This is a genomic window from Legionella bononiensis, assembly GCF_016786215.1.
Lineage (GTDB): Bacteria > Pseudomonadota > Gammaproteobacteria > Legionellales > Legionellaceae > Legionella > Legionella bononiensis.
Genome location: NZ_JADOBG010000022.1, coordinates 399,289 through 423,599, shown reverse-complemented (window position 1 = coordinate 423,599; position 24,311 = coordinate 399,289). Strand labels below are relative to the sequence as shown.

Sequence of the window (24,311 nt, the reverse complement as noted above, 5' to 3'; positions counted from 1 at the left end):
TTGGATTTCCTTTGAATGGAATTTTATACGGGTTAGTTGAGCTATGGTAGTAAAATGAAAACCTGGAATACAACCCTTTGAGCATACTCCCAGGATAGCTGCATTCCATGCTCCTTGTTGGCTATCAATTACCCAAACGTTGTATTAACCTGATGCTCTCCAGCGGTACACCAGTTAATTTAGAAACAAAATCGGGATCGGAGCCCTCTTCCAACATTTTTTGAGCAGCTTCAATTTTTTTTTCTTTCTCAAGTTCATCCTTTTTAACCTGTATCACTGCTTCTTGATGGGCTTGTAATAATGCCTTATATAAACTATTAGGCGTCATTGCTATATGAAACTGTGAACCATAAATCTCATAATCTTTTATATCTTGTTCAGTTACAACCCAACTTCTACCGTACCAGGGAATCGCATGAGCAAAACTATTTTTTGCTACAATGCAAACTGACTCGTTATTTTTTTTATCAACATACTGTAACAAACCAAAAACAAGCTCTCCCTTTACAGGATCAAAATCTTCATCAACAGGCGGTATCAATTGCTCATTTATCCAATTTTTTCTTCTCTTCCAGTTATTGCTTTTCATATCAACTTGAACAATACAAACAGCTGCAGTATGAATGCACTTTTTAAATAGTTTAATCATATTACGCTCCCCATCAGCAGTAGCAAATAACATATGCCCATCTGAAACAGTAATATATTTTATTAGCTTATCAAAACCCACTGCCTCACAAGGCTTGGGAGTATCTCCATAAAGCTCAATACTGAAAAAAAGCCCAATTAATAGACAATAAATCCTCATCTTTTTTCTCCAAAATATCCCGGTATTTTTTTTCTATTTGTTCGGATGAGCTCAATACTCTCTATATAACTCTTACCATCTTTATTAATGTGATTCACCCAATTGGTACCATGTTCATTTATTGCCTTAGATACATGACCTAATCCCTGATTATAAGCCGCAAGAGACTTATTGATTCCATCTTGAGTTGAACCGAATTTTTTTAAATATCCACTTAACATTCCTACTCCATAATTAATTGATTTCCCTACATTAAAGGGGTTAAAATTTGCATTTTGCCCTTTATAATAATTATCCGCAGTAAGTTGCATCACTCCTAAAGCACCCGTCGGAGATATTGCATTCCATGCACCCTTACTTTCATGAAAAATAACTGCGTTGATGAATTCAATAGGCACATTCGGATAGTTTTTATGAGCAGTCAATACATGTTGTTGCAGATTATCTAAATTAGCACTCATTTGTTTTTCCGATAAATTATTCCATTCTTTTCTATCAAAACCAACAAACCGTTCAATAGCATCAACCCGTCCTGCTTTTTTATTAGGAATAGGCTCTCCTTGAAATGCTCTAATATTCCATATTTCCTCTGCTGATAAGCTTAATATAGGGTCAATTATATTTAGTCCCATAGCATCAAAGCCTACTTTAGAATCACCAACAAATCCTTTCTTACCATGCTCTTTTGCACTCCAATACACTTTATTCTCAAAATTATTTTTATCCGATTCACTATTACCCAATTGAAACAAATCTGAGTCAAATGATAAACTTTGATAATTACCTAAATATTGTGCTTGTTTAGTTCCAAGAAGGTCAGAAGACGATTCATATCCTCCACTTCCGCTCATCACTGTTGCAAGATAGTTCTGAAGCACCAACTTTGCAGTCCTCTCGGGATGGATCATATCAAGAACATTGTCTGTTAAATACAACTCATCCGTTAGCTCACTCTTTTGGGGTTCAGGTAATTCACGTGATCCGGCTAAACCAACCAGTGCGTCACCCGCGGCACTACCTAAGTTATCCGTTACAACATCTACCGCGTTAAAATGTTCGCCTTTCGCTACGGCTTCGGCTCCTCCATGGACTACTGACTTGGCTTCTGAAGTGATGATACCGGTGCCCTTGTCCAGTTTGTTTAATTTGTTGGTTATATTTTTTCCCGTTGTGCTGCCCATCAGTCCTCCGGTAATCCCTGCTGCTCCTAGCTGTTCCCAGTCAAAATGCTGGTGTTTTTGTAAGGCTAGGCTGATGCCCTGGCTTAAGGTGTTTTGTTCCATCATTTGGGCAGCGCTTGAAATACTGAAGTTTTTTGAAACCGATAGATTATCCGAGGCCGTTACAAAATCTTTATAGGCCTGGCTGCCATTTAATCCTCGTAAAAACCCTCCTGTTGCTGCAGTGGCAAGACCTGAGATTAAAGCGCCTTTGAAATTTATTCCTTCTTGCATTCCCAGTGTTTTAGCTACTCCCTGACTGGCAATGCTGCCCACAAAACCGGCCGTAAACCCTGCCGCAAGGGTGGCTCCGAGACTCGCTGTAGCAGTACCTCCCAATATGCCCATACCTAAAGAAAATAAGCCTCCGCCACCGCTAATGGCAGCGCCAGCTAATGCACCCACAATCCCGGCCGTCATCACCGTGGCTACTACGGCGATAATGCCCACCACAATTTTCGAAAAGAGTCCATTGTGTCTTTTCGGTAGTGGCGGTGGAGCTGACCTGATCATTGGGCTTTTGGTTGTAGCACTGGTGTTGCCTAAAACCTCATAGGCATTCAGTACCTTGTGTGTCCCATCGGTGTGCTGCTGACCGGTGGAAACAGGCGGGATGTTCAAACGCTGTCCGACGTGAAGTTGACTGCTGCTTCCTGCAATCGCATTTTTATCCGTGATGCCGTTGGCATCGGCCAGGACATACCATAAGCTGCTGTCTCCATACACTTGCATAGCAATACGCTCCAAAGTATCTCCAGTTTGTACGGTGTAGGCGCCTAAATTATCTTGTGGTGCTTCCGGCAATATTCCATCCGCATTTTCTCCTGGAGTACGGTCTAAAAAGTTACTGGTGGTCCGCATGCCCGCCCCACGTTGCCACGTAGATTTAGTAGTAGTCTCTGCTGCTTTTTGCTGACTTCCCGATGGAGTGAATCCTCCATAGACCGTAAGATGCTGTTTGCCTGAATTGTCCACGCGTAAATCACCTATGGTTTTTCCGGCAACAGTCAAATAACTGGTTTGACCGTCTTTGTCTTTTCGTCCTTTAATCCCCTCCACACCACTGTTCAGATAATACGTTTTGTTGCTGCTTTGCTCGTCTATTGATTCTTTTAACTGGCCGTTTATATCATAGGCTTTTGTGCTCTTTCCTGTGCTTACTCCACCCTGGTCAACAACTTGAGTCGCTTTATCCAGGATTTGTTGGTAGTTATCCCAAAGTTCATAACTGTATTGGTGAGTCAGGGTAGAACCTAACGTGGAGCCCTGGCTGTTTGTCCGTGTCTTTAATTCAGTTAAATTCCCCACATTATCGTGTTCAAAAGTCGTTTTTGATACTTCAATGCCACTGCTATTCAACGTACTTTGCGCCTTTAACAAACCCTTATCATAAGACATGATGTTTTTTTGCGATAAATTACCCTTTGCATCAAAACTGTTCTCCTGAATAACCCGTCCTGCTTCATCATAAAATCGAGATTGGAGATTAACATTATTCTTTTGAATCAATTCCAATTGATTGTCGTTGTTATAGACATAAAGATAATTTTGCAATTCACCATGCTCATACTTCGAAGCAGTCTGGATATTGCCCGCCGCATCATAAGTTGAGGTACTGCCCTGGGTGCTGGTCATCATGATCTGGCCATTGACTAATTGCCCTTTGTTCACCGTCATGCGATTGTTTTCATCAAACAGGTAATAATCATCACTCTGCACTGCATCATACTTTGTATAATTCGCGCGGACCTGGGTATGACGGATATTCCCCACCCCGTCATACTCATAATCAATGGACAATAAGGCATGGTCTTTATCTGGAAAACGCTTGTCTGTATCCTGAGGATTTCTGCGCCTGACCTGAACCAATCGTCCTAATGCATCATATTGATAATGGTCTGTTTCCCTTATCCAGCCGTCGTCAAGAGTATCGCCTCGAGCAGACTCTTTACTGGTCATCTGACCTTCAGCATCATAGGTGTAAGTGACTGTTTCTTTAAGCGCTTCATCCACGTATTGAATCAGTGCCCCATCGCCTTGATAATGGTATTTAATGTGTTTTCCTGTGGTGGAAGTTTCTTCAAGCAACAATCCATTTGTATTGTAGTCGTAAGATGTAACATGCCCTCCTAAATCAACGTGCTGCTTTAACCTGCCCTGCTCGTCATAAACCCATGACTGACTGCGTCCATTGGCATCTGTTTCTTTAGTCTTGTGGCCAGCATCATCATATTCGTAGCTGGTTTCCAAACCACGAGCATCTCGACGTTTGATTTGATTGCCAACGGCATCATACCAAAAACTGCTCGTCTCTTTCTCACCATTAACTTGTTTAATTAATTCACCCGCTTCATCATACTCATACTGTTGATGCGTTTTAGGCGTGTTGACTGCGACCAAACGATTGGCCTGATCGTAGGTGTAACTCGTTACGCCTCCCAGCTCATTGGTCAAATTGGTTAACTGTTCCAATAAATTGTACTGCCGGGTACGCTTATTCCCTTTGGCATCACGCTCTGTTATCACACGACCCAAGGCATCATACTCTTTGCTCACCGCATGGCCATTGGCATCAACCATAGCTATAGCCAGACCTAATTCATCATAAGCGTATAAATTAATAGGCTTTAACAATCGCCCTACGCCATGTTCATCAACCACCTTCACTTCAGGCAATTCCTGTTTAATCACCTGGTTAAATGCATTGTATTCGTAACAGGTGATCTGCCCCAGCGCATTGGTGTAAGTCAGCATATTTCCCCAGCGATCTACTGTTTGGGATTGGCTGGCATTTTGTAAATACACTTCTTTGCCCTGTGCGGATGTGTTAACACCATACTCCTTTCTTTGGCCTATCAAACGACCTGACTTATCGTAAATATTGCTCTGTCTTTGTAATTCATATTGAAAACGATCCTGATCAAAACTCACCTCTCGTTCAAAAGCTTCATCCGATAAATCTAATCCATGTCGGTTCTTCTCGGCACTAAAAATATTGCTCGAAGTAACCACTTGAGTGACGTTATCGGTTAAGTCATAAACAAAAATCTGATAATAACCCTGACTGTTTGACCGCCAAACACGACCCAGATTGTCATAATCGTAATGTGTCTTATATTGGCCGTTATTGCCTTTGGCTACCATTTCACCAAAGGTGTTGTATTGTAAGTCTTCAGTATGTAGATCACCTGAATTTTTAAACGTCGAGGTTTGCAACAGATGCTTTTCGCTGTCATAGGTGTATCGTTTATCTTGAATCAAAATGCTGCCATCAGCCTGTTTTAAAGTCTGCCAACTGCGTGCCAGGTTGCCATTAGCATCATAGCTGTAATTCACCTGATGGTTTATCCCATCCGTCTGTACAACAAGTTGACCTTGGTTATCGTATTCCTGTCTAGTTACAACATCCAGAGTGGAAGCACCCTTTAATAAAAAGTGGGTCTCATCCGCTTCAATAGCGCCCTGCGCCCAGCGTCGTGTTTCTACCAAATGACCCAAGGCATCATAAGAATAGGTTGTCGCTGCTCGACCTTCCTGAGTTTTAGGGGCAACCTTGGCAATCAACTGACCTAACTCATCATAGTAGCAATACGCTGTATTGCCTTTTGCGTCAGTTGTGGATGTTAAGTGGCCAAGCGCATCGTAACTGTAGGTCGTGGTGAGATCACCCGTGAATGTTTCGTAGGAGTTAGTACCTGATTTCAAGCGCTCATAACGCACTTGTTTTAAGGTTTTAGCAGTTAATTGTCCTAAAGCATCATAGGTGTAAGTAACCGTTCTATCTTTGGAACTGGTTTGACCCGGAGTGAAATGCTCCGTATCCCAAGCACGGGCAGCCAACGCGTATTCGGTCATGGTTTCCAGGTCACCGAACACAGTGTATTGGTAAGTGGTTACATATCCTTCGGGATCAATGACTGCCGTTGGATGCCCTTCGTTATCATAGTAAGTGTAAGTCTCAGCCCATTCGGATTCATTGATTCGTACTGAAGATTGAATGACTTCACCAAAGGCATTGTAAAGCGTTTTTGTAGTAGGGCTGATGGTTTTATCATAACGACCGGTTTTGGGATTATACATTAGAACCGGATCACGACTGACTTCGATGACCTGATTATCCAGATTATAAACATAGAATTCATGCCGGTCGTAACGGCTTGTGCTCAAGGCATTACTGATATTACCTATGGTGTAGTCAAAGTTTTTGCTTACCTCCAGTCGATTGGCATAAAGCGTTTTACTGATGACTTGGCCTAAGGAGTTATACTGATAATAAGTTAAGCCACCCTGGGTATCGAGGCTATAAACTAATAAACCTTGGTTATCATAAGCATAGTGCTTCCAGTTGCCTGCTTTATCACTGCTTGCGATGACTTCACCAAAGGCATTGTATTGAATTTCCTCAAACAAAGTCTGAGTGATTTCTTGCCTTTGGTTGGATGCTTGAGCAGTAGAGCCATTCACTTTGACGTCCGGATAAAGCGTTTTTATTTTATGATTGTTAGTGTCATATTCATAAAGCACTGTTTGCTTTTGACCTTCGGCATCTCGAATAACTGCGATTAGATTACCAAAGCTGTCGTAACTGTTGCGCGTTACTATGGAACGCCATTCTTGACTTCGTGCCGTGGTTACCTTGATACTGGGCGATCGGGTTTCTATGAGCTGATTGGCTTCATCATACTGATAAGTCCATACGGCCTGATTGGCTTCTGTTTTACTTAATACATTACCCTGGGCATCATAAGTATAATGAATAACTCCATGTTCAGCATTCACTTGGGTGAGAAGCCTTCCGATGGCATCGTATTCATATCCAGTAACTTTGGCTTGTTTGTCCTGAGTCAGCACATTTTTGATGGCGTTTTCATTATATTGAGCCAGATGAACGGGTATTGAATGAGTTAATTCGGCAATCACATTACCGACCCCATCGTATCGACGTTCAAGCACCCGGCCTTCACTGCTAATCCGATAGACTTCACGGCCTGCCGCATCATAAACAAAATGATTGGTTCTGTCATTGGCGCTGGTAATTAAGTTCAATTCTCCGTTGATAAACTTGGTTCGTGTAGCATGCACGGTACTGGATATGACCTGACCCAGATTATCGTATTGATACGATTTAGCAATTCCTTCTGCGCTGAGTTCTGCAGTGAGACGTCCAGCGTTATCGTAAGTATAACGGGTAGTTTGATCACGTTGCGGATTGGGTTCTAATTTTTGAATAACGTTATCTAAAGTGTAGTGGCCATTAGCACCCAGACTCAATCGCTCAAAATACTTGGTGTTACTGACTAATTGCCCATTCTTATCATAACGGGATTCCGTAACGTATCCATCATTAGTGCAGGTAAAACGAAGTTGATTTAATCCGTCGTACACGTAATGCGTTTCTCTCCCCACATCCTTTGGCGATTCAGGACTGTTCCCGTTTTTTAGCTCGTCGAGAGATACAGCGCTGGCATACTGACGAGTATGGATCAGATTTCCATTACCGTCATAATCATAAGTCGTTACATAGCCTAAGCCATCATAGGCTGCAAGCACTTGACCATTGGTGTTAAATAACCGAAATTGATAGTGATCATGCTGCGCGTCCTCTTTTAATATAGACTTTAAACTGGCTTCGTCATAGTGCGACAGTTGAGGTATGGATTGGGCATATGTCACTGTTTCGATTTCATTGCCATTGATATCGTAAATATGTTCAGTAACTACGCCTCGAGCATCTATTTGATAACGGCAACGATTCAATGCATCATAAATGTAATGAGTACTGTGGTGGTTTGCATCAATTTGACATACCAGATTGTCATTGGCATCATACTGATAGGTCGTGATCAGTTTCAAGCCGTCGGGATCACTAATAGTCGCCGTCCGTCGTCCCAAATTATCCCATTCATAAGCGATACATTTGTTCGCTCCATGTGTATTAATTTCCGTTTGCCTCTGTAATAAGCCGCGATCATCATAAGAAAACTCAGTAACTAAATTCAAACCATCCGGATCGACACAGGTTCGTATTAAATTGCCTTGATCGTCATACACAAATTGCTTAATGCCTCCATTAGCATCCGTGATTTGCAATTGCCTGCCCAGAGCATCGTATTGGTAAAGGGTTGTTATTTTTAAATGATTGGGATCTACTGTTTTCGACAAGAGATGGCCTGATGCATCGTAACGATAATCAATAATTTGTCCACTCGCATCGTGCTGCCAAATAAGATGCCCTGCTTCATCATACCGATATTCTTTAAAAGTCCCTTCAGGAGAATCCACCCGAACAAGTTGCCCTTGTTCATCATAATGAAAATCAGTGGTATAGCCATTAGCATCTTTTATCGAAACTTTATCTCCAAAGGAATTAAATTGCGTCATAACAAGCGTGTTTTCGTTAGGATTAGATAAAGAAATAGTCTTATTTTTATCGTCGTAACTGAATATTTTTATAGTTTTTGATGAAGTATAATCAGTTTCCGTTAACACTCGGCCAAACGCATCATAACTGATTTTTTTTAATTGATTGCTGGCATTGAAGATTCTTACATGCTCACCACGTTTATTAAGAACGAAACTGATCTGATTCAGTTTGCCATCAATCTTTCGACTCACCCAACCAAAAGCATCATAACGAAGTTCGCTACTCCTTGATAATCCACCAAAATCGTCGATACGCCGAGTTAACAAGCCGCGTTTGTCGTATTCAAATACAGTATCAATAGCTCTATTGGCACTAATGCGCTGGCTGGTAAACTCAATTTCACCAAAAGCATTATAAAGGGTAGTTACAAGACCTCGTTTTCCGCTGTATTGTGCGATGACCTGGCCAATCGTATTGTATTCATATCGAGTGAATTCATCATAACGATCGTCTTGCAGCAATTGCACATGATGACTCAACTCGTCGGTGCTTAACCCCATCGGATTGATTTTTAAATAGGCACTATACGCTCTGGTGAATGCAACCTGACCAAAAGAGTTATAACCGGTTTCCATCACCGCACCGTCAGCGTTCACGGTATACTTCAGTTCTCGACCTTCATTATAAAAATAGCAGGTTGTCTGTTTCAAAGCATTAGTTTTACTCAGCAATAAACCGGAATTATCGTACTCAAAATAACTACTGTGCTTTTGCCAAATCAACTCGATTTGCTCTTGGGAAGGATACCCTTTTTCCAATAAAGCACACCCAACTTCATTCAAGCTTTGGATGACTCGCCCCAAAGCATCGTAACGATAGCGTTGTTGCCTAGCCAAATGAGTTTGCTCATCCGTTAAGGTTTTTACCACTAATTGACCCATTTCATCATAAACGTATGTGGTTATTAGACCAGTATGACTTTTTTCCTGGGTTAATAAGCCCAGGTCATTATATTGATAAGTGGTATGGTGATCATTATTTTGTGCTCGCGGCCGGAGCTGATCCAAAGTCGTTGTGTCATTAATTAAAACACTTAGATCAATAGCCTTCTCGTAGGCACACTTCTCCACTAATAACCCGCTGGAGTCATAGCGATATTCCGTAAGATATCCTTCGCCATCAATGTCGGCTACCTTAAGGCCTCGGGTATCATAAAGGCTATAGGTATGAATGTCTTTGATTGAATTATTCGGCTTATCCTGCAACCAATCCCCGCACAATCGAGTTGAAATGGGGTTTGCATAACGGACCGTTTCAATCAGATGCCCCAAGCGGTCGTAATGATATGCCGTGGCATACCCCTCACCATCAAGTTTGGCTTCCAGTTGCCCCAAAGCATCATAATAATAGTATACTTTCCGATCTGCGCCATCTGAAGCCAAATGAATATTGTCCCAAGTCAGTAATTGATCTGGATAAAATGGACTGAGCCTTTTTGCAAAAGCAGTTGTAGCAACCACTTGCCCCATAGCATTGTATTCATACCCAATCACTGCCCCCTGAGAGTCAATGCGGTACGCGATTTGATTGTACTGGTTATAGACAATCTGAGCGATGCGATCATTGAGACTATTTTTTGGTTTTATCGACTCAAAAGTTGGAATCTGCTCCAACCAGCCATAGGTTGAAACACGCTGTTCGTACTGACGGGTTTTTACAATCAAACCTTCATCATTATAGAGAGTTTCTGTAATTTGACCGCTGGAACTTACTTGAGCCTGTACACGCCCCTGATGATCATAAAAGGTATAGGTAGTCAGGCCATCTACCCCGGTTTCGGCAATCAAACGACCCGCTGCATCGTATTTATAAGTCGTACTGCCATAAGCATGGCCACTGTCCAGGCGCATGACGGAAAGCAGTAAACCACTTCTGTCGTAAAGACGAATGGTTTGCAAGCCATTGGCATCGGTTTGAATCACTCGCTGATGTGCATCATCGTATTCAAAGCGTTGACTGTGATTTTGATTATCCATGGTTTGAATAAGACGTCCCAAATCATCATAGAGGTATTGGGTAATACACCATTCTCCATTAATAGGAGTACTTTTTTCAACCAGACGTCCTGCTGCGTCATAACGGCAACGAGTACTGAGCGCACCAGAATTAATCCCGTGCCCTTGTGAATCCACCTGAGCGTAATGCACTTCTTCAATGAGTTGACCACGCCAATCGTAGCGATAATCTATCAGACTGACGTCCTGAGGATTTTGCCTGGTCACCCAGGATTCTAATTCCTTCAGACCAGGAAGCTCATCCTGCCCCATGGAATCCAGATCATAGCCTGCACGTAAATAGCAGCGAGTACTGACTAATTGTCCCTCTTCATCATAACGTCGTTCGGTAACCGTGCCATCTGCTGCGATTGTAAAACGTAAATGACCTCGTTCATCATAAATGTAACGGGTCGTTTGTGGTTTAGTCGGATGATGAGTACCATCAAAGCGTTGATACTTCGTTTCAGAAATCACATGATGCGCTGAATCATAAACACGTTGCGTCACCTGACCTGATGGCTCTTCAGCCCAAATGCAATCACCTTCGTTATTATAACGAAACCTCCAAACCTGATTACCCTGAACAATAGAGCTTAATAAAGCTCCTTCATAGTAATAACGAATACGGTACTGCTCTGGCCCATCAATGCCCGTTAATCGGTTGTGCTCATCATAATAATAAGTCCAGGACTCTCCCAAACCATTGGTTACTGTTGTTTTTCCTGATTGATAATCATAAAGCGTAACACGCCCCTCACCATCAACCAGTTTTTTTACTCTGCCTTGAGCATCGTATTCGATATGGAGAGCAGTTCCATCAGATTGTTTAATGTCACTGATTCTGTTTGAATCTCCGGCATAATTGTAGGTAATCCAAAAGATCTTTCCCTGACCTAAATCGCGGCTTACTTTATGTAAACGCTGCTGATCATCGTATTCAAAATGCACATCATGCACGATTACCCCATCACTGATGGTTTTCACTTCACGTACTAAACCATTTTGAAATAACCAGCGTATGGTTTGTTTACCGCTCTTGTCTGTTATGTTGATCAGTTGTCCATGATCATAGGTAAACGATACACTATGGCCATCTAAATCTCGAATTTCGCTGAGTTGTCCCTCCTGACTGTAATAACAGACTGTCTTTTGAGCACCCTCACGATACATCCAGCCATTTTGACTGTAAGTAAGACGTGCAGTACCCCCTTCTTCTGGCACATAGGATTGTTTGCTGGCATCAAAAATAAAACGGCTTCTGTGGCCGTCTTCAGCAATACGAGTTACTGTGGAACCCGAAGTATTGGGCTCACCGGAAAGTTCCAATCTGGATTGCATATTGAAGCGCCAATTCGATCCCGATTCCCCCATGGAATTGTAAGTTTGAAATAAATCCAGGCCAAAACCTATATCCGCTAAAAAGCCATCCGATTGGCGCAAAACCAGGTTTCCATTTGCCGCATTGACGTACACAGACTCGCCGCTTTGCCCCAATGCCGCAACGCCTTTTGGCCCATAACTGCCTAGGCCTAAAGAGGAACCTTGTAAACCCAATCCTTCACCGGTGAATATTTGTGTCATAATACGTCCTGATAGTTGGTCTATTTTTCTTAACCGACCCTAAATTAATTCATAAAAGTTAAACTCAATAAATATTCTTTCGATAAACCACCTGGAATATTTTTTATCACTATTTTTATTTCTAAATCATCATTAACAATCTCTGGGGGAACCATATCTGAAGTTAATTTGTTATCTTCCAAACGCATCCAGTCTGGAGGAATAAAGTCTTCAGCAAAACGAATCACATAAGGAGCATCCCGATAATCAGGATAGATATCTTTATTTGCTACAAAATCATAATAATAAGGCTGTCCCGGATAGACCAAGGGCAGCAAAGGTTTAGCTGATTTAAATCGTGGTACCCGTGCTTTATCAATAATGATTTGCAAAGGAATAGTTACAGGCTCTGAGCTACCACCAGTTGAAGTATTAGCTCGCAAAGTAAGTAAATACTTCTGGCCTGTAGCATCATCAGGAACAGTTCCTTCCAATATCATTGGATTTAGAGAATTAATCCTAAGCCAGGTTGCAGCAGGCTCTACCTTATCCAAAATTAATTTAATGTCAGGATCGTGAGCAGGATCATTAATGTAGCCTGACAAGTCTTCATAAATATTGGCTCCGGCCAATTTCTCCAGCTCAAATGAATTAATTACTGGCTTTTTGGCTGGGTCAGAAGCAACAGAAATTTTTATCGTTAACGGTTTTAAACAATCACCACCTGTATTTGAAGAGGCAATAAGAGTGGCTTCTACTTCCTTACCTGCTGCACCAGAAGGTACTATCCCTTCCAGACGAGTCGGATCATCACTTGAAATTTTTAACCAGTCAGGATGAATCGAATTGGGGTCGATGCGAAATGAAATCTGATTGGTTTGCATGAATCTCGCTTGCGGTTCAATTAATTCCATGAGATTTAGACTGTATTTTTGCTCGGGTAAGGCACTGGGTATTGGATAGTTCTGTTTAAAAACAGGCTTGTCTTTTTCATTGACCTGAACCTGTATTCTAAAATCCACAAAAGCTGCTGTACCATAACTGTTATAAGCTCCTACTTTAAACAAGTACGTTCCAGTGCGAGTTGGTGTTCCAGAAATAGAAAAATTGTTCGGATCAAAGGATAATCCATCTAGTTTTTCTGGACTCACTATGCCTTTCGGAGGATAACCTGCCTTTACGTTTTCATCATAAAATTTTACTGCCGATTTAAGGTTATATTCAAAATGGATATTTGCAGTAGCTTCTTGGATTGGGATAGTTGACATTGATATTCCATGAGGAATCACCTGGACTGAAAAGTTTGGGGAGAAAAAAAAGCGATCCAAATAAGGGGATGTTTTGCACGTATTAAATTTTAATGCCCCTGCTACAGTCCCAAAGGAATTGCCTGGAATAACGATATCGAAATAGCAGGTAAATGGATGGGGATTTTTATTATACACATCATCCGTAAACTGACGACAATCTCCCGAGGTATATTGAAGACTACTACCTATCGGTAAGTCCCATTGCTTGCAAGTAAGGGAGGCACCAGGTGTTGCCCACCAATGCACTGCTACATCCATTTGCACTGGAATGCGTACCGTCTCACCGTAAAAAACAGTCGATGGAGGACTCTTTCTAAATATCATACTTACATAAGATTGAGCAAGAGACACCGAGGAGGAACAATATAAAATAAAAAATAATAACAACAGATTTTTCACAGCATAATCCTTTACAAACTTAATCAATTAGTTCTGATAAACTTAAAATTCTCAAAATAAAAAATAAAAATTAATTAACTTAAAAAAGCAAAATTAGAACAAATTAAATAAAGTAAAAGAAAAGCGATGAGTACAACCTGATGTCTGATAACAAAAGGAACGAGGCATTCCATTAATTTAGTAGGTTGGATTTTATTTTGTTTCTTCATGATACAACTCCGTAGTTTCCATTAGGCAATTCCGAGCCGTCGCCATCTTAAACAATCACATTATTCAAGTCAATTGGAATTATAAAAACCGAAGTAACGATTTATACCCATCGATTTAGCAGAAACGGTGACATTGCGGGGAGATCCTTCGCGCAAAAAAACGCGCTCTGGATCTGATGTATCCCCATCGATTTAGCAGAGATTGTGCCACTGCCGGGAGATCCTTCGCGCAAAAAACGCGCTCTGGATGACGTACCTTTGGAGTGAGAGCATAGCATTATTTTGGTTTCTAACAAGCCATAAATCGGTTGGTCTAATGGCTCCCCTATCAAACTGATTCAACCCTGTCAGCCTCCAAAATCCATTGGATTTGTTTGTTTAAATTAATTGGAATTTCAGACAACACTTCCAATTGATGATCTTCATAAGGATTGCTATCAAAATGAGTTGTCTTGTACTGTGAAATGACTCGATCCCGTGCGTTATTGACCCACTGAATTTGAGGCGCAAATAAATGAAGCATCCCTTCCACCCAGCGATCAAGTACCTGCCAATACGCACTGTCGTTCTTTGTCATCTTATAGCGTCTTATGAAATTCAAAGTATGTTCTGCATCGTAGCAGATTTCATGGGTTATCCATCGATTAACGCTGAATAAACGAATAGGCTGGCCATAGCGATTCATTGCAATGGCAACAAGATGCGTCATTGGATTGTCAATGTGTTTATCCCAGTCCGGTAACGGTGTTGGTTTCATGTGTTGCGGAATATGACCATAGCGCAAAAAACAATGAAAATGTCCGTGTTCTTCTGTTTCAAAATTTTCGCGATGACAATGATAGAAATACTGAGCTCCAGTAACATGATCGATCCGATCACCCTTAGGGTAATGGTCCATATGTTGATGACGACTTTTTTTCTCTAAGGTATATTGAATAATATTGTTTACGCCCGGAGTCATCATGTGTTGCTGGGCTTCAAGAACCTGTCGCGCATAACGCAAAAATTTCGATTTTTGATGTTTTGTTAAGTCTGGAAGACTAAATTCCGGTATTTCAAACATGTGCATTTCCCTATGACAAAGGGCTGTTAACTCGTACTCTATAAACACCAACGTGACGTGGGTGTTTATAAAGGCGAAATGTCAACAAACCCTAAATAAATTTCTATAAAACACTGCCCCGAATGGCACTGACTTAAGGAATATATAGTGTAAATAGTCCCTTCATAAGCTGGTGCTAAACGAAGTGCAGGGAAGTCGCTACGCTCCGTTGTCGGGCTTCGCTACGCTCAGCACCAACCTGCATTTGCTAGCGATGTTCCTTAAGTCAGTGCCTTTCAATTCTGCCCTCCCTGGCCCCTTGTTACATCCTAAGACCAAGCCAGTTTTTATTAGTCAAAAAATGGGTATATAGTTTCGCTTCTTCAGTTCCAGATTGAGGCTGCCAATCGTAAACCCAGGATGCTTTAGGGGGTAAAGACATGAGAATTGACTCAATCCTTCCTCCTGTTTGCAGACCAAAAGCTGTTCCGCGATCGTAAACCAGGTTAAATTCTGCATAACGACCTCGTCGATATAATTGAAAATCTTTTTGCCGTTCAAAATAAGGGATGTTGTAGCGACGCATGACAATTGGCACATAGGCTTTCATAAATTGATTGCCAACTGATTGTAAAAAATTAAAACATGTTTCAAAGTCCCACTTGTTCAGATCATCAAAAAATAACCCGCCTATCCCTCTTGGTTCTTGACGGTGTTTGATGAAAAAATAATCATCACACCATTGTTTAAAGTCTGAATACACCTCATCGCCAAAGGGGTCACACGCCTCTTTCGCTTTGGCGTGCCAATAGACACAATCCTCTTCAAAGCCATAATAAGGGGTCAAATCAAATCCGCCCCCAAACCACCAAACAGGTTCAGCCCCCTCCTTCGTAGCCATGAACAGTCTAAAGTTCGCATGAGTTGTAGGTACAAAGGGATTTACAGGATGAATAACGAGCGAAACACCCACCGCTTCAAACTCATAGCCACTGAGTTCAGGCCTTTTCTCTGTAGCGGAGCCCGGCAGATGCTTCCCCTTGACATGGGAAAAATTCACTCCGGCTTTTTCAAAAACGTCGCCATTTGCAATCACACAACTCACTCCATAACCCAAATTGGGATCCTCCCAGTTGTCTGCTATAAAGCTGGCGTTGTCATCGATCAGAATCAATTCCTGACAGATTGAACTTTGTAAATCCGATAAATAGGATGTAACTTGAGTGATGTTATTCATGTTCGTTTCCACCTCGAATAGTACTTATTGAGGATTCTATCGGCCGTATTCAGGTATGACCTTGATCTACATCATGGAAAAAAATGATATAATAAAAAACTTGAGCCCCGTACATGATGCAATGACTCCATTGAAGCGCTTTATGAAGATTCACCAATGACAGACAACGACACCAATCCATCAACCTGCGAACATTGTACTTTCTCTCCTTTTTGCATTGCGGAAGAGAACTCATTGGATTGGATAAATCAAAATAATCATACGGTAAAACAACACCATCATCTAAAAAAGAATGAACCCCTATATCTTCCTCAAAATATGTTTCGAAACCTGTATGCGATTCAACGTGGAACTTTAAAAACCTATCAAGTTGATGCGAATGGAAATGAATTAATTCAGGGTTTTTATTTTGCCGGGGAAGTTCTGGGCTTTGAAGCCATTTATTCACGGCACTACCTTTTTTCAGCCGTTGCTTTGTCCGATACTGTCGTTTGTGAAATTCCCTACGATAATTTCCTTGAGTTACTGCAATTAAATCCGTCTTTGCAAAAGCATATTTTATATTTAATGAGCCAACAACTGAGTGTAGGTTCCTATTTATGTTACATCACCGCGGAACAACGACTTGCTGCTTTTCTAATTGATTTAGCCACTCGATTACATCCATTAGAAATGCAATTGCAATTTCTTCTGCCTATGTCTCGTCAAGATATAGGTAATTATTTAAGGCTTACCGCAGAAACGATTAGCCGTCTTCTCGCTCAATTTAAAAAAAATAAACTGATTGCGATTGATCAGAAGAACATTCAACTTTTGCAACCCGAACAATTAAAACTCATTGCGGATATGGAACACTGTTCCGTCATGAAGAATCAGGGCATTTTTCGTAAATCCTGAACGTTACTTTTACATTTCCATGATGTAGATCAAGGTCATTCCTGAAAATCCATCTAAAATACCCCGAATAATAAGTTTGTCATCCTCAACACGATTGGGTTCTTTGGCCAAAGTGAGCACTATGCCACATTGATGCATGGATCCCCGCTTTCGCGAGGATGACGTAATTTTTGCTCAGGTTGAATTAACGAAGGTCTATAAAATGACTCAATAAATGCCCGTATTCCCAAGCGTCTTTGCGTAGATGACGTATAAAACAGGACTTGTCCCTTAGTGGCCTTGGCCAACGCTGTATAAAAAGGTAGTGTCTTATGAAATCCATCCAGTCAAATAAATTATGGAAGCAAGTAAAGGAAATAAAATCATCTGTGGCTCGCACCAGCATTCCGCATGAATGTTATAAGCAATCTCAGGTTAAAAATCTATTTTGGTATTTTTTTGATCTCATACTGTTTTTAGGAGGACTTGCTCTTGTTTTTTTGAGTAGTCATCTGGAATTCCAACTGATTGGTGGTGTGATTGCAGGTGTTGCTACAGCCATGCTGTTTGTTTGGGCTCATGATGCGGCTCATGGCGCGTTGTTTAAAAACAGCAAAATTGCCGAAATGCTGGGAACAATAGCGATGCTTCCTTCATTAAATGTGTATCGAATGTGGTCCTTCGGTCATAATAAGGTTCATCATGGTTTCGCCTCTTTTTCTCCAATTGATTGGATATGGCGCCCCCTGACACGAAAGGAGTATCAATCACTTTCCAGTATTCAACGCGTCCTCTATCGGATAGAACGCTGCTTTTTCACCTCTGCGTTCCATTATTTGCGCCGGATATGGTGGGAGCAAATGTTGTGTTTTAATCCGGGTAAAGAGAAACAGGAACGTCGATATTATCGCAATGGTAAACTAATAGTGCTGTTTTATGGGCTAGCGATGTCTGTGTTGGCATATATTTTTGCTGGAGGCATTGTGGGTGTTGCTGTCGCTGTAGTGGTACCGTTTATTGTTTTTAATTATTTCATCGCCATAATTGTCTATTTGCATCATACACATCCCGATATCCCTTTCTTTGATTTAAAAGCAGAATGGTCTCATTCTGTTGGCGCTTTGTACTGCAGTACGATCATTCATTGTTCAAAACTATCACGAGTATTATTGCATAACATCATGATACATGTCCCTCACCACCTCGATCCCAGAATTCCTTTTTATAACTTACCTCAAGCTCACCAAGCATTAAAAGTTAAATACGGGGAATACGTTCATGAGTATCAATTTAAATTACGTTACGTGCTCAATATTTTTAAGAGTTGCAAGTTATACGATTTTGAGAGCAAACATTGGTCAACTTTTAAAGAAGCCAAAACATAAATTCTGAACGTAAACAATCGTCTGAAGAACACTCTTCTGGCCTTTTACCCTACAGATAGTGATATTGAATTATTTTATACGAGTTACATTATGAACATAAAATCTCCAGAATTATTGTCTCCTGCAGGCTCGTTAAAACGCATGCGAAGAGCCTTTGCATATGGCGCAGATGCAGTCTATGCCGGTCAACCTCGTTATAGTCTTCGCGCTAGAAATAATGAGTTTTCTCATGAAAAATTGGTTATAGGGATTAATGAAGCGCATGCCCAGGGTAAATTATTTTTTGTCGCGAGTAATATTATTGCCCAAAACAATAAAATCAATACGTATCTGGAGGATCTGGCGCCAGTGATTGAAGCGGGGCCAGACGCTCTCATCATGGCAGATCCTGGACTCATTATGATGGTTAGAGAACAATGGCCTGATCAACCGGTTCATTTGTCCGTTCAATCTAATGTGATGAATTATGCTGCAGTGAAATTTTGGCACTCTCTGGGGCTTGAACGAGTCATTTTATCTCGAGAGTTGTCTTTAAAAGAAATTCAAGCCATACGAGACTATTGTCCGGATATTGAATTGGAAGTATTTGTGCATGGCGCCTTATGTATGGCTCATTCCGGACGCTGTCTCTTATCCGGTTATTTTAATCACCGTGATCCCAATCAAGGTGCATGCACTAATGCATGCCGGTGGAACTATGAAGTAAAAGAAAGCACAGAAGATGAATGGGGTAATGCTCGTGTAGAAAGCAGGACTGCTCTATTTCAACAGTCTCCTCAACGCGAGGGAGAACTGAATATCATGGAAGAAGATGAGCATGGGACTTATCTTTTTAACTCGAAGGACTTAAGAGCAATTCAGCATGTGGAACAACTTGCTCAAATGGGTATTGATTGTTTAAAAATAGAAGGTCGAACCAAATCAGATTTTTATGTGGCCCGCGTGACCCAGTTGTATCGAAAGGCGATTGATGATGCGATTGCTGGCAAACCATTTGACTGGAGTCTCATGGATGCTCTGGAAGGATTATCACTCAGAGGATACACAGAAGGTTTTTATCGTCGACACGTTCCCGAGGAATATCAAAGTTATAAAGATCGCAATGAAACAGGTATAAAACAGCAGGTAGTCGGTGAATTGCTGGATTATGACTGCAGTAAACAACTGCTCAAAGTCCAAGTAAAAAATCAATTCTCTATAGGCGATACTCTTGAAGTCATGCTGCCGACCGGTAATTACATTGCTCCGCTCGAAGCCATCGAAAGCACTGAAGGTCACTCAATGCAACGAGCTCCTGGAAGCGGTCATGTGGTGTGCATTCCAGCCAATATTCAAGACGTAAATCAGTTGGAGCATGGCTATTTAATTCGTCACTGGAGCGAAACTCAACCTTAGGACTGCCTATGTCAACTATCGAACAATTGAGAGAACACATTCAAGAAACCGATTGTGCCATTATCAGGAATTTAGCGCTTCGCCAGGACTTGTGTAAAAAAATTGCGCGTTTAAAACAGCTGGAAGGTAAATCAATTATTGATATGAATCAGGAAAAAAAGAATTTTGAATTCTATCAAAATGTGTCACAATCCTACGCAATCGATCCTGATTTCGTTGCACGCTTATTTCGATTAATTATTATTCATTCAAGAACACTACAACACCACACCATCTGTGAACCTAATTGAGCCATAATTCGATAGTTATAGTGATTTCAAGGAATTGATTCGGAGTTGTTTGTAACTCCGGATTCATTCCTTTTTTTTAGCACTAACCATCCTCTGGGAAGATTAAAGACCGGGTTGTACTGACTCATGGAGTGATAAAGAGTTTGAATATTCACCCAATACAAATCTTGAATGGATGAATCAATATCGCATAGCAATACGTTCTCTTCTTTAGCATCCCACCCAACTATAGGCGAGTAATGAGGGTTACCCTGCGAGCATGATACAACATTAGATACGAAATCATCCTGTCTGTAATTAACGATGATGACCGACTTTTTTTCTTGTACCGATTTTTTTACATCGTTTAAAAACAAGGGAAAATGTTCTTCATAAGCGCGTTGAGTCCTTATATCAAGCCTGTTTTCATAAATAAGCTCGGAAATAAAATGCAGTTCATGCAAGGCCATTCCTCGTTCTAAAAATTGGTGAACGGGCATAAACCGGGAAAAACGAGTGCTTATCCACTCTGATTCGTGTTTTTGTTCTAAACCCAGGCCTAATGTTGCAAGAATAATTGAAGCAGGACCGCAGGTCGCTTCATGCTCCTGACGAAAACCGGCTTTATGTAGTTGAATCATCTTATTAAAGATATTGCGCATAGGATTTTCTGGGTGTTCACTATCAAGATGTCATCTTGGACGTTATTTATTAACATCACCCACCTCTTTTTACACTATAGTGTACAAGAAATAAAAAAGCTTCATCTCATAGTCATTTTAGGATAACTTCATAATGTATATCCAGGACGAATAATATGAATAGAGATTTATCAACATTAGTCACTCTTAGCCCCGAACAAGTGCTAACCCAAATGGATAGCTCTCTACAAGGACTGACCAGTCTTGAAGCACAGAAAAGGCAGGAATTATCCGGACTGAATGAATATGTCCGTAAACCCTATCATTTACTTATTTTTGAAGCCATCTCTCATTCACTTAATCCTTTAGTTGCCATCTTGTTAATTGCTGCTCTGGTTTCAGCCTTTACTGGGAATATAGTCAATTCCAGTATCATTGTTACAATGGTGGTTATGAGTGTTGGCCTGGATTATTTTCAGAGCCATCGATCATTGCTTGCCGTTAAAAAACTTCAAACGCACATTGCGACCACGGCCAATGTATTACGTGACAATCAATGGCAGGAAATTCTTTGTCGAGAACTGGTGCCAGGGGATATTATTCAACTCATAGCGGGTGATGTAGTACCAGCAGATTCATTATTGATAAAAGCCAGAGACCTGCATATTCAACAAGCTGCCCTTACTGGTGAATCACTGCCTGTAGAAAAAGAAGCTGTTGCACAAACCACCAGACTTAAAAACCCATCTGAGGCAAGTAATGCTGTTTTTTCAGGTTCATCTGTTGTTAGCGGTACAGCAATGGCTGTTGTAATTTCTACCGGACAAAACACTCAATTTGGTCACATAGTTGAAGCGCTCACAAAAGCGACACCGCGTACAGAGTTTGAAAAAGGGATAACTCGATTTGGCATATTTATCATGAAAGTAGTGTTTTTTCTGGTGATATTTGTCTTCTCAGTCAACATATATCTTAAGCGATCATTGCTTGAGTCATTATTATTTTCTGTTGCCCTGGCAGTAGGCCTGACTCCCGAATTATTGCCCATGATTACTACTGTAACTCTCGCAGCTGGCGCCCTTCATATGGCAAAGAAAGACGTCATTGTTAAAAACCTGTCAGCAATTCAGAATTTTGGCAGCATCGATATACTGTGCAGTGATAAAACGGGAACCTTAACCAGTGGGGAAATGATATTAGAGCAACACATTGATCCTTTTGGAAAAAAATCTGAATATGTGATGTTACTGGCCTATTTGAACAGTTTATTTGGAACTGAAATACCCAGTCCTTTTAATATTGCTGTATTAAAAAAAGCAAACATTAACCCACTTGATGTAGCGATCTTGAAACATGATCACCCGGATGTACAACCCTACAACAAAATCGATGAAATTCCATTTGATTTTGAGCGACGCCGCTCCAGTGTGGTTATTGAAAAAAATGACGCTCATATTCTTATAACCAAAGGTGCGCCAGAGTACATAATAAAAGCCTGCACCCATTATGATAACGAAAGCAAAAACCAGGTATTGGATGATGAACATCGTAAAATGTTTGAAGCGACTTTTTTGTCATTAAGCGAACAGGGTTACAGGGTATTGGCTGTTGCTTATCGAAATATAACCAAACAACCCTCTTATCATGCACGGGATGAAAAAGACTTGGTCTTAGCTGGATTTCTTGCCTTTTTAGATCCGCCACTTAAAGACATTCCTGCCGTAATAAAAGAATTGCATCAGGAAGGGGTGAAGATAAAAATTATTACGGGAGACAATGAATTAGTTACACGCCATATCTGCAACAAAGTTTCGATTGATTCAGGCACCATAGTCCTCGGTGAAGAATTAGAGCATATCAGTGACTCCGCATTAGGCTCAATTGCAGAGCAAGTGGATGTATTTGCGCGCATCTCCCCCATGCAAAAACAACGCATCATCAGCGCATTGCGCTCTCGCGGTCATGTTGTCGGTTATATTGGCGATGGAATTAACGATGTCCCTTCACTGCGCAGTGCGGATGTGGGAATTTCCGTTGCAGGCGCTGTCGATGTGGCTCGCGAAGCTGCAGATATCATCTTATTAAAACATCATTTAAGTGTATTACTGGATGGAATAATTGAAGGTCGTAAATCATTCGGAAACGTGATGAAATATCTGATGATGGGCACCAGCTCTAATTTTGGAAATATGTTAAGTATGGCTGTCGCTATTCTCTTTTTACCCTTTTTACCTATGTTACCGTCTCAAATACTTTTAAATAATCTGCTTTATGATTGCTCTCAAATTACCATTCCGACTGATAATGTTGATCGCAGTTTTACGCAAAAACCCAAGCATTGGGATATCGGTATAATTCGTAAATTTATGTTTTATATTGGCCCTATTAGTTCACTTTTTGATTTCATTACTTTTTTCATCATGCTGAAGGTTTTTGCAGCAACAGAAGCATTATTTCAAACGGGTTGGTTTGTTGAATCGTTGGCAACCCAAACTCTGGTGGTATTTGTTATTCGTTCTGTTAAAAATCCCTGGCAAAGCAAACCCAGCATACCCTTGATATCAACAGTACTCCTTTGTGTTGCAATTGGAGTCCTTTTGCCATTTACACCCATAGCCCCTCTTTTGGGATTCATACCACTGCCAGCAACCTATTTTCTCTTTCTTATTACAGCGACGGTTACCTATCTGTTTCTGGTAGAACTGATTAAAAGAAAATTAATGTGGAAATGGATATAAAAATCAGTCTTACAAAGCGAAATAATTTAATGAGCCTCTTTTAATTTTAATTAGAAAGGCAGACTATACTAAATACATCATTGAGCAAAATAATGGATTAGCTATGAAAAACTCATCAGACATTGAAAACGAAAATAAAACTGTGGATGTAATGGATGCTCTCTATAATCGTCGAGCTGTTCGCGATTACCTTCCTACTAAAGTGAGCTTAGATCTGATTCATACTTTATTAGACGCAGCGATACAAGCTCCTACTGCTCTGCATGAAGAACCCAGAGCATTTGCCGTAATTCAAAAGAAAGATCGATTGGATCGATTGTCCAATGATTGTAAAAAAGCGTTACTTGATGAAAAACTAAAATACAAAACAGAACAAACAAAACATATTCTTGATGTAATAAAACAACCAGACTATAACGTATTTTATAACGCAAGCACATTAATTGTTATATACAGCACTTATTCAGGCCCATTTGTAAAAGCTGAGTGCTGGCTCGCTGCTGAAAATTTAATGCTTGCCGCGTATGCTAAAGGACTGGGCTCATGTGTTATTGGATTTGCCCTCTCTGGATTAAACTTGCCAGAATGGAAGCACGAATTAGAAATCCCGACCAGCATGAAAGCTCAAGCCGCGATTATCCTTGGATGGCCTGCCGGAGAGACACTAGCCCCGTCTCATACTCCACCAAAGATTCTTTCGTGGAAATAATAGGCACAAGGTAAAACATATGATCTACTTGATTTACCTGAGCAAAAATAAAAGTGTATGCATCATTCAGGAGTAAATCTTACGAGATGTAC

At 40.8% G+C, this 24,311-nt stretch carries 14 protein-coding genes; 6 read left to right on the top strand and 8 right to left on the bottom strand.

The genetic code is table 11. The features are described 5' to 3' along the window. Nucleotides 1-124: 124 nt before the first annotated feature. The 6 genes from IZU94_RS15380 to hemF all read right to left on the bottom strand — a co-directional run bounded on the left by IZU94_RS15380 (nucleotide 125) and on the right by hemF (nucleotide 16,206). Nucleotides 125-808, bottom strand: a complete 684-nt coding sequence (locus tag IZU94_RS15380; protein WP_203112621.1) for a hypothetical protein — start codon at nucleotides 806-808, stop codon at nucleotides 125-127. Further along, the gene (locus IZU94_RS15375) at nucleotides 805-12,030 is read right to left on the bottom strand and encodes a transglycosylase SLT domain-containing protein (protein WP_203112619.1); all 11,226 of its coding nucleotides are present in this window, start codon (nucleotides 12,028-12,030) and stop codon (nucleotides 805-807) included. The genes IZU94_RS15380 and IZU94_RS15375 overlap by 4 nt, the downstream gene beginning before the upstream one ends. Before the next feature lie 44 nt (nucleotides 12,031-12,074). Then, on the bottom strand, nucleotides 12,075-13,718 hold the full coding sequence (locus tag IZU94_RS15370) for a putative Ig domain-containing protein (RefSeq protein WP_203112614.1): 1,644 nt from the start codon (nucleotides 13,716-13,718) through the stop codon (nucleotides 12,075-12,077). Nucleotides 13,719-13,792: 74 nt separating this feature from the next. After that, the gene (locus tag IZU94_RS18355; protein ID WP_255541644.1) at nucleotides 13,793-13,927 is read right to left on the bottom strand and encodes a hypothetical protein; all 135 of its coding nucleotides are present in this window, start codon (nucleotides 13,925-13,927) and stop codon (nucleotides 13,793-13,795) included. Nucleotides 13,928-14,255: 328 nt separating this feature from the next. Then, the gene (locus tag IZU94_RS15365; RefSeq protein WP_203112607.1) at nucleotides 14,256-14,990 is read right to left on the bottom strand and encodes a DUF6969 family protein; all 735 of its coding nucleotides are present in this window, start codon (nucleotides 14,988-14,990) and stop codon (nucleotides 14,256-14,258) included. 301 nt (nucleotides 14,991-15,291) lie between these two features. After that, nucleotides 15,292-16,206 carry an oxygen-dependent coproporphyrinogen oxidase gene (hemF, locus tag IZU94_RS15360; protein WP_203112604.1) on the bottom strand — a complete coding sequence of 305 codons (915 nt, stop codon included), beginning with the start codon at nucleotides 16,204-16,206 and terminating at the stop codon, nucleotides 15,292-15,294. A 156-nt stretch (nucleotides 16,207-16,362) separates the two neighbouring features. Here hemF and IZU94_RS15355 point away from each other — a divergent pair, with 156 nt between their 5' ends. After that, nucleotides 16,363-17,103, top strand: a complete 741-nt coding sequence (locus IZU94_RS15355; protein WP_203112601.1) for a helix-turn-helix domain-containing protein — start codon at nucleotides 16,363-16,365, stop codon at nucleotides 17,101-17,103. A 9-nt stretch (nucleotides 17,104-17,112) separates the two neighbouring features. Here IZU94_RS15355 and IZU94_RS18350 read toward each other — a convergent pair whose 3' ends face one another. Further along, on the bottom strand, nucleotides 17,113-17,241 hold the full coding sequence (locus IZU94_RS18350; protein WP_255541643.1) for a hypothetical protein: 129 nt from the start codon (nucleotides 17,239-17,241) through the stop codon (nucleotides 17,113-17,115). Between the two features lie 173 nt (nucleotides 17,242-17,414). On the opposite strand from IZU94_RS18350, the gene IZU94_RS15350 reads away from it, so the two are divergent. From IZU94_RS15350 to IZU94_RS15340, 3 genes are all read left to right on the top strand, one after another. After that, on the top strand, nucleotides 17,415-18,467 hold the full coding sequence (locus tag IZU94_RS15350; RefSeq protein WP_203112598.1) for a fatty acid desaturase: 1,053 nt from the start codon (nucleotides 17,415-17,417) through the stop codon (nucleotides 18,465-18,467). Between the two features lie 90 nt (nucleotides 18,468-18,557). After that, nucleotides 18,558-19,862, top strand: a complete 1,305-nt coding sequence (gene trhP, locus IZU94_RS15345) for a prephenate-dependent tRNA uridine(34) hydroxylase TrhP (protein ID WP_238400286.1) — start codon at nucleotides 18,558-18,560, stop codon at nucleotides 19,860-19,862. Between the two features lie 8 nt (nucleotides 19,863-19,870). Next, complete coding sequence (locus tag IZU94_RS15340) at nucleotides 19,871-20,152, top strand: chorismate mutase (protein WP_203112595.1); 282 nt, start codon at nucleotides 19,871-19,873, stop codon at nucleotides 20,150-20,152. A 26-nt stretch (nucleotides 20,153-20,178) separates the two neighbouring features. Here the strand turns inward: IZU94_RS15340 and IZU94_RS15335 are convergent, their stop codons facing one another. Beyond that, nucleotides 20,179-20,793: a phytochelatin synthase family protein gene (locus IZU94_RS15335; RefSeq protein ID WP_203112592.1), complete on the bottom strand. Its 615-nt coding sequence runs from the start codon at nucleotides 20,791-20,793 to the stop codon at nucleotides 20,179-20,181. Nucleotides 20,794-20,948: 155 nt separating this feature from the next. Here IZU94_RS15335 and mgtA point away from each other — a divergent pair, with 155 nt between their 5' ends. Both mgtA and IZU94_RS15325 read left to right on the top strand, forming a co-directional pair. Next, complete coding sequence (gene mgtA, locus IZU94_RS15330; RefSeq protein ID WP_203112589.1) at nucleotides 20,949-23,510, top strand: magnesium-translocating P-type ATPase; 2,562 nt, start codon at nucleotides 20,949-20,951, stop codon at nucleotides 23,508-23,510. Nucleotides 23,511-23,613: 103 nt separating this feature from the next. Next, a complete protein-coding gene (locus IZU94_RS15325; protein WP_203112575.1) occupies nucleotides 23,614-24,219 on the top strand; it encodes a nitroreductase family protein in 606 nt (201 codons plus the stop codon). Nucleotides 24,220-24,311: the final 92 nt, after the last annotated feature.

What these genes read in the sequence shown, in the direction of transcription:
- IZU94_RS15350 (WP_203112598.1), top strand. Translation starts at nt 17,415, where the DNA reads ATGAAATCCATCCAGTCAAATAAATTATGGAAGCAAGTAAAGGAAATA.
- IZU94_RS18350 (WP_255541643.1), bottom strand. Translation starts at nt 17,241, where the DNA reads ATGCATCAATGTGGCATAGTGCTCACTTTGGCCAAAGAACCCAATCGT.
- IZU94_RS15355 (WP_203112601.1), top strand. Translation starts at nt 16,363, where the DNA reads ATGACAGACAACGACACCAATCCATCAACCTGCGAACATTGTACTTTC.
- IZU94_RS15340 (WP_203112595.1), top strand. Translation starts at nt 19,871, where the DNA reads ATGTCAACTATCGAACAATTGAGAGAACACATTCAAGAAACCGATTGT.
- IZU94_RS15380 (WP_203112621.1), bottom strand. Translation starts at nt 808, where the DNA reads ATGAGGATTTATTGTCTATTAATTGGGCTTTTTTTCAGTATTGAGCTT.
- IZU94_RS18355 (WP_255541644.1), bottom strand. Translation starts at nt 13,927, where the DNA reads ATGAAGAAACAAAATAAAATCCAACCTACTAAATTAATGGAATGCCTC.
- IZU94_RS15375 (WP_203112619.1), bottom strand. Translation starts at nt 12,030, where the DNA reads ATGACACAAATATTCACCGGTGAAGGATTGGGTTTACAAGGTTCCTCT.
- IZU94_RS15325 (WP_203112575.1), top strand. Translation starts at nt 23,614, where the DNA reads ATGAAAAACTCATCAGACATTGAAAACGAAAATAAAACTGTGGATGTA.
- mgtA (WP_203112589.1), top strand. Translation starts at nt 20,949, where the DNA reads ATGAATAGAGATTTATCAACATTAGTCACTCTTAGCCCCGAACAAGTG.
- hemF (WP_203112604.1), bottom strand. Translation starts at nt 16,206, where the DNA reads ATGAATAACATCACTCAAGTTACATCCTATTTATCGGATTTACAAAGT.
- trhP (WP_238400286.1), top strand. Translation starts at nt 18,558, where the DNA reads ATGAACATAAAATCTCCAGAATTATTGTCTCCTGCAGGCTCGTTAAAA.
- IZU94_RS15365 (WP_203112607.1), bottom strand. Translation starts at nt 14,990, where the DNA reads ATGTTTGAAATACCGGAATTTAGTCTTCCAGACTTAACAAAACATCAA.
- IZU94_RS15335 (WP_203112592.1), bottom strand. Translation starts at nt 20,793, where the DNA reads ATGCGCAATATCTTTAATAAGATGATTCAACTACATAAAGCCGGTTTT.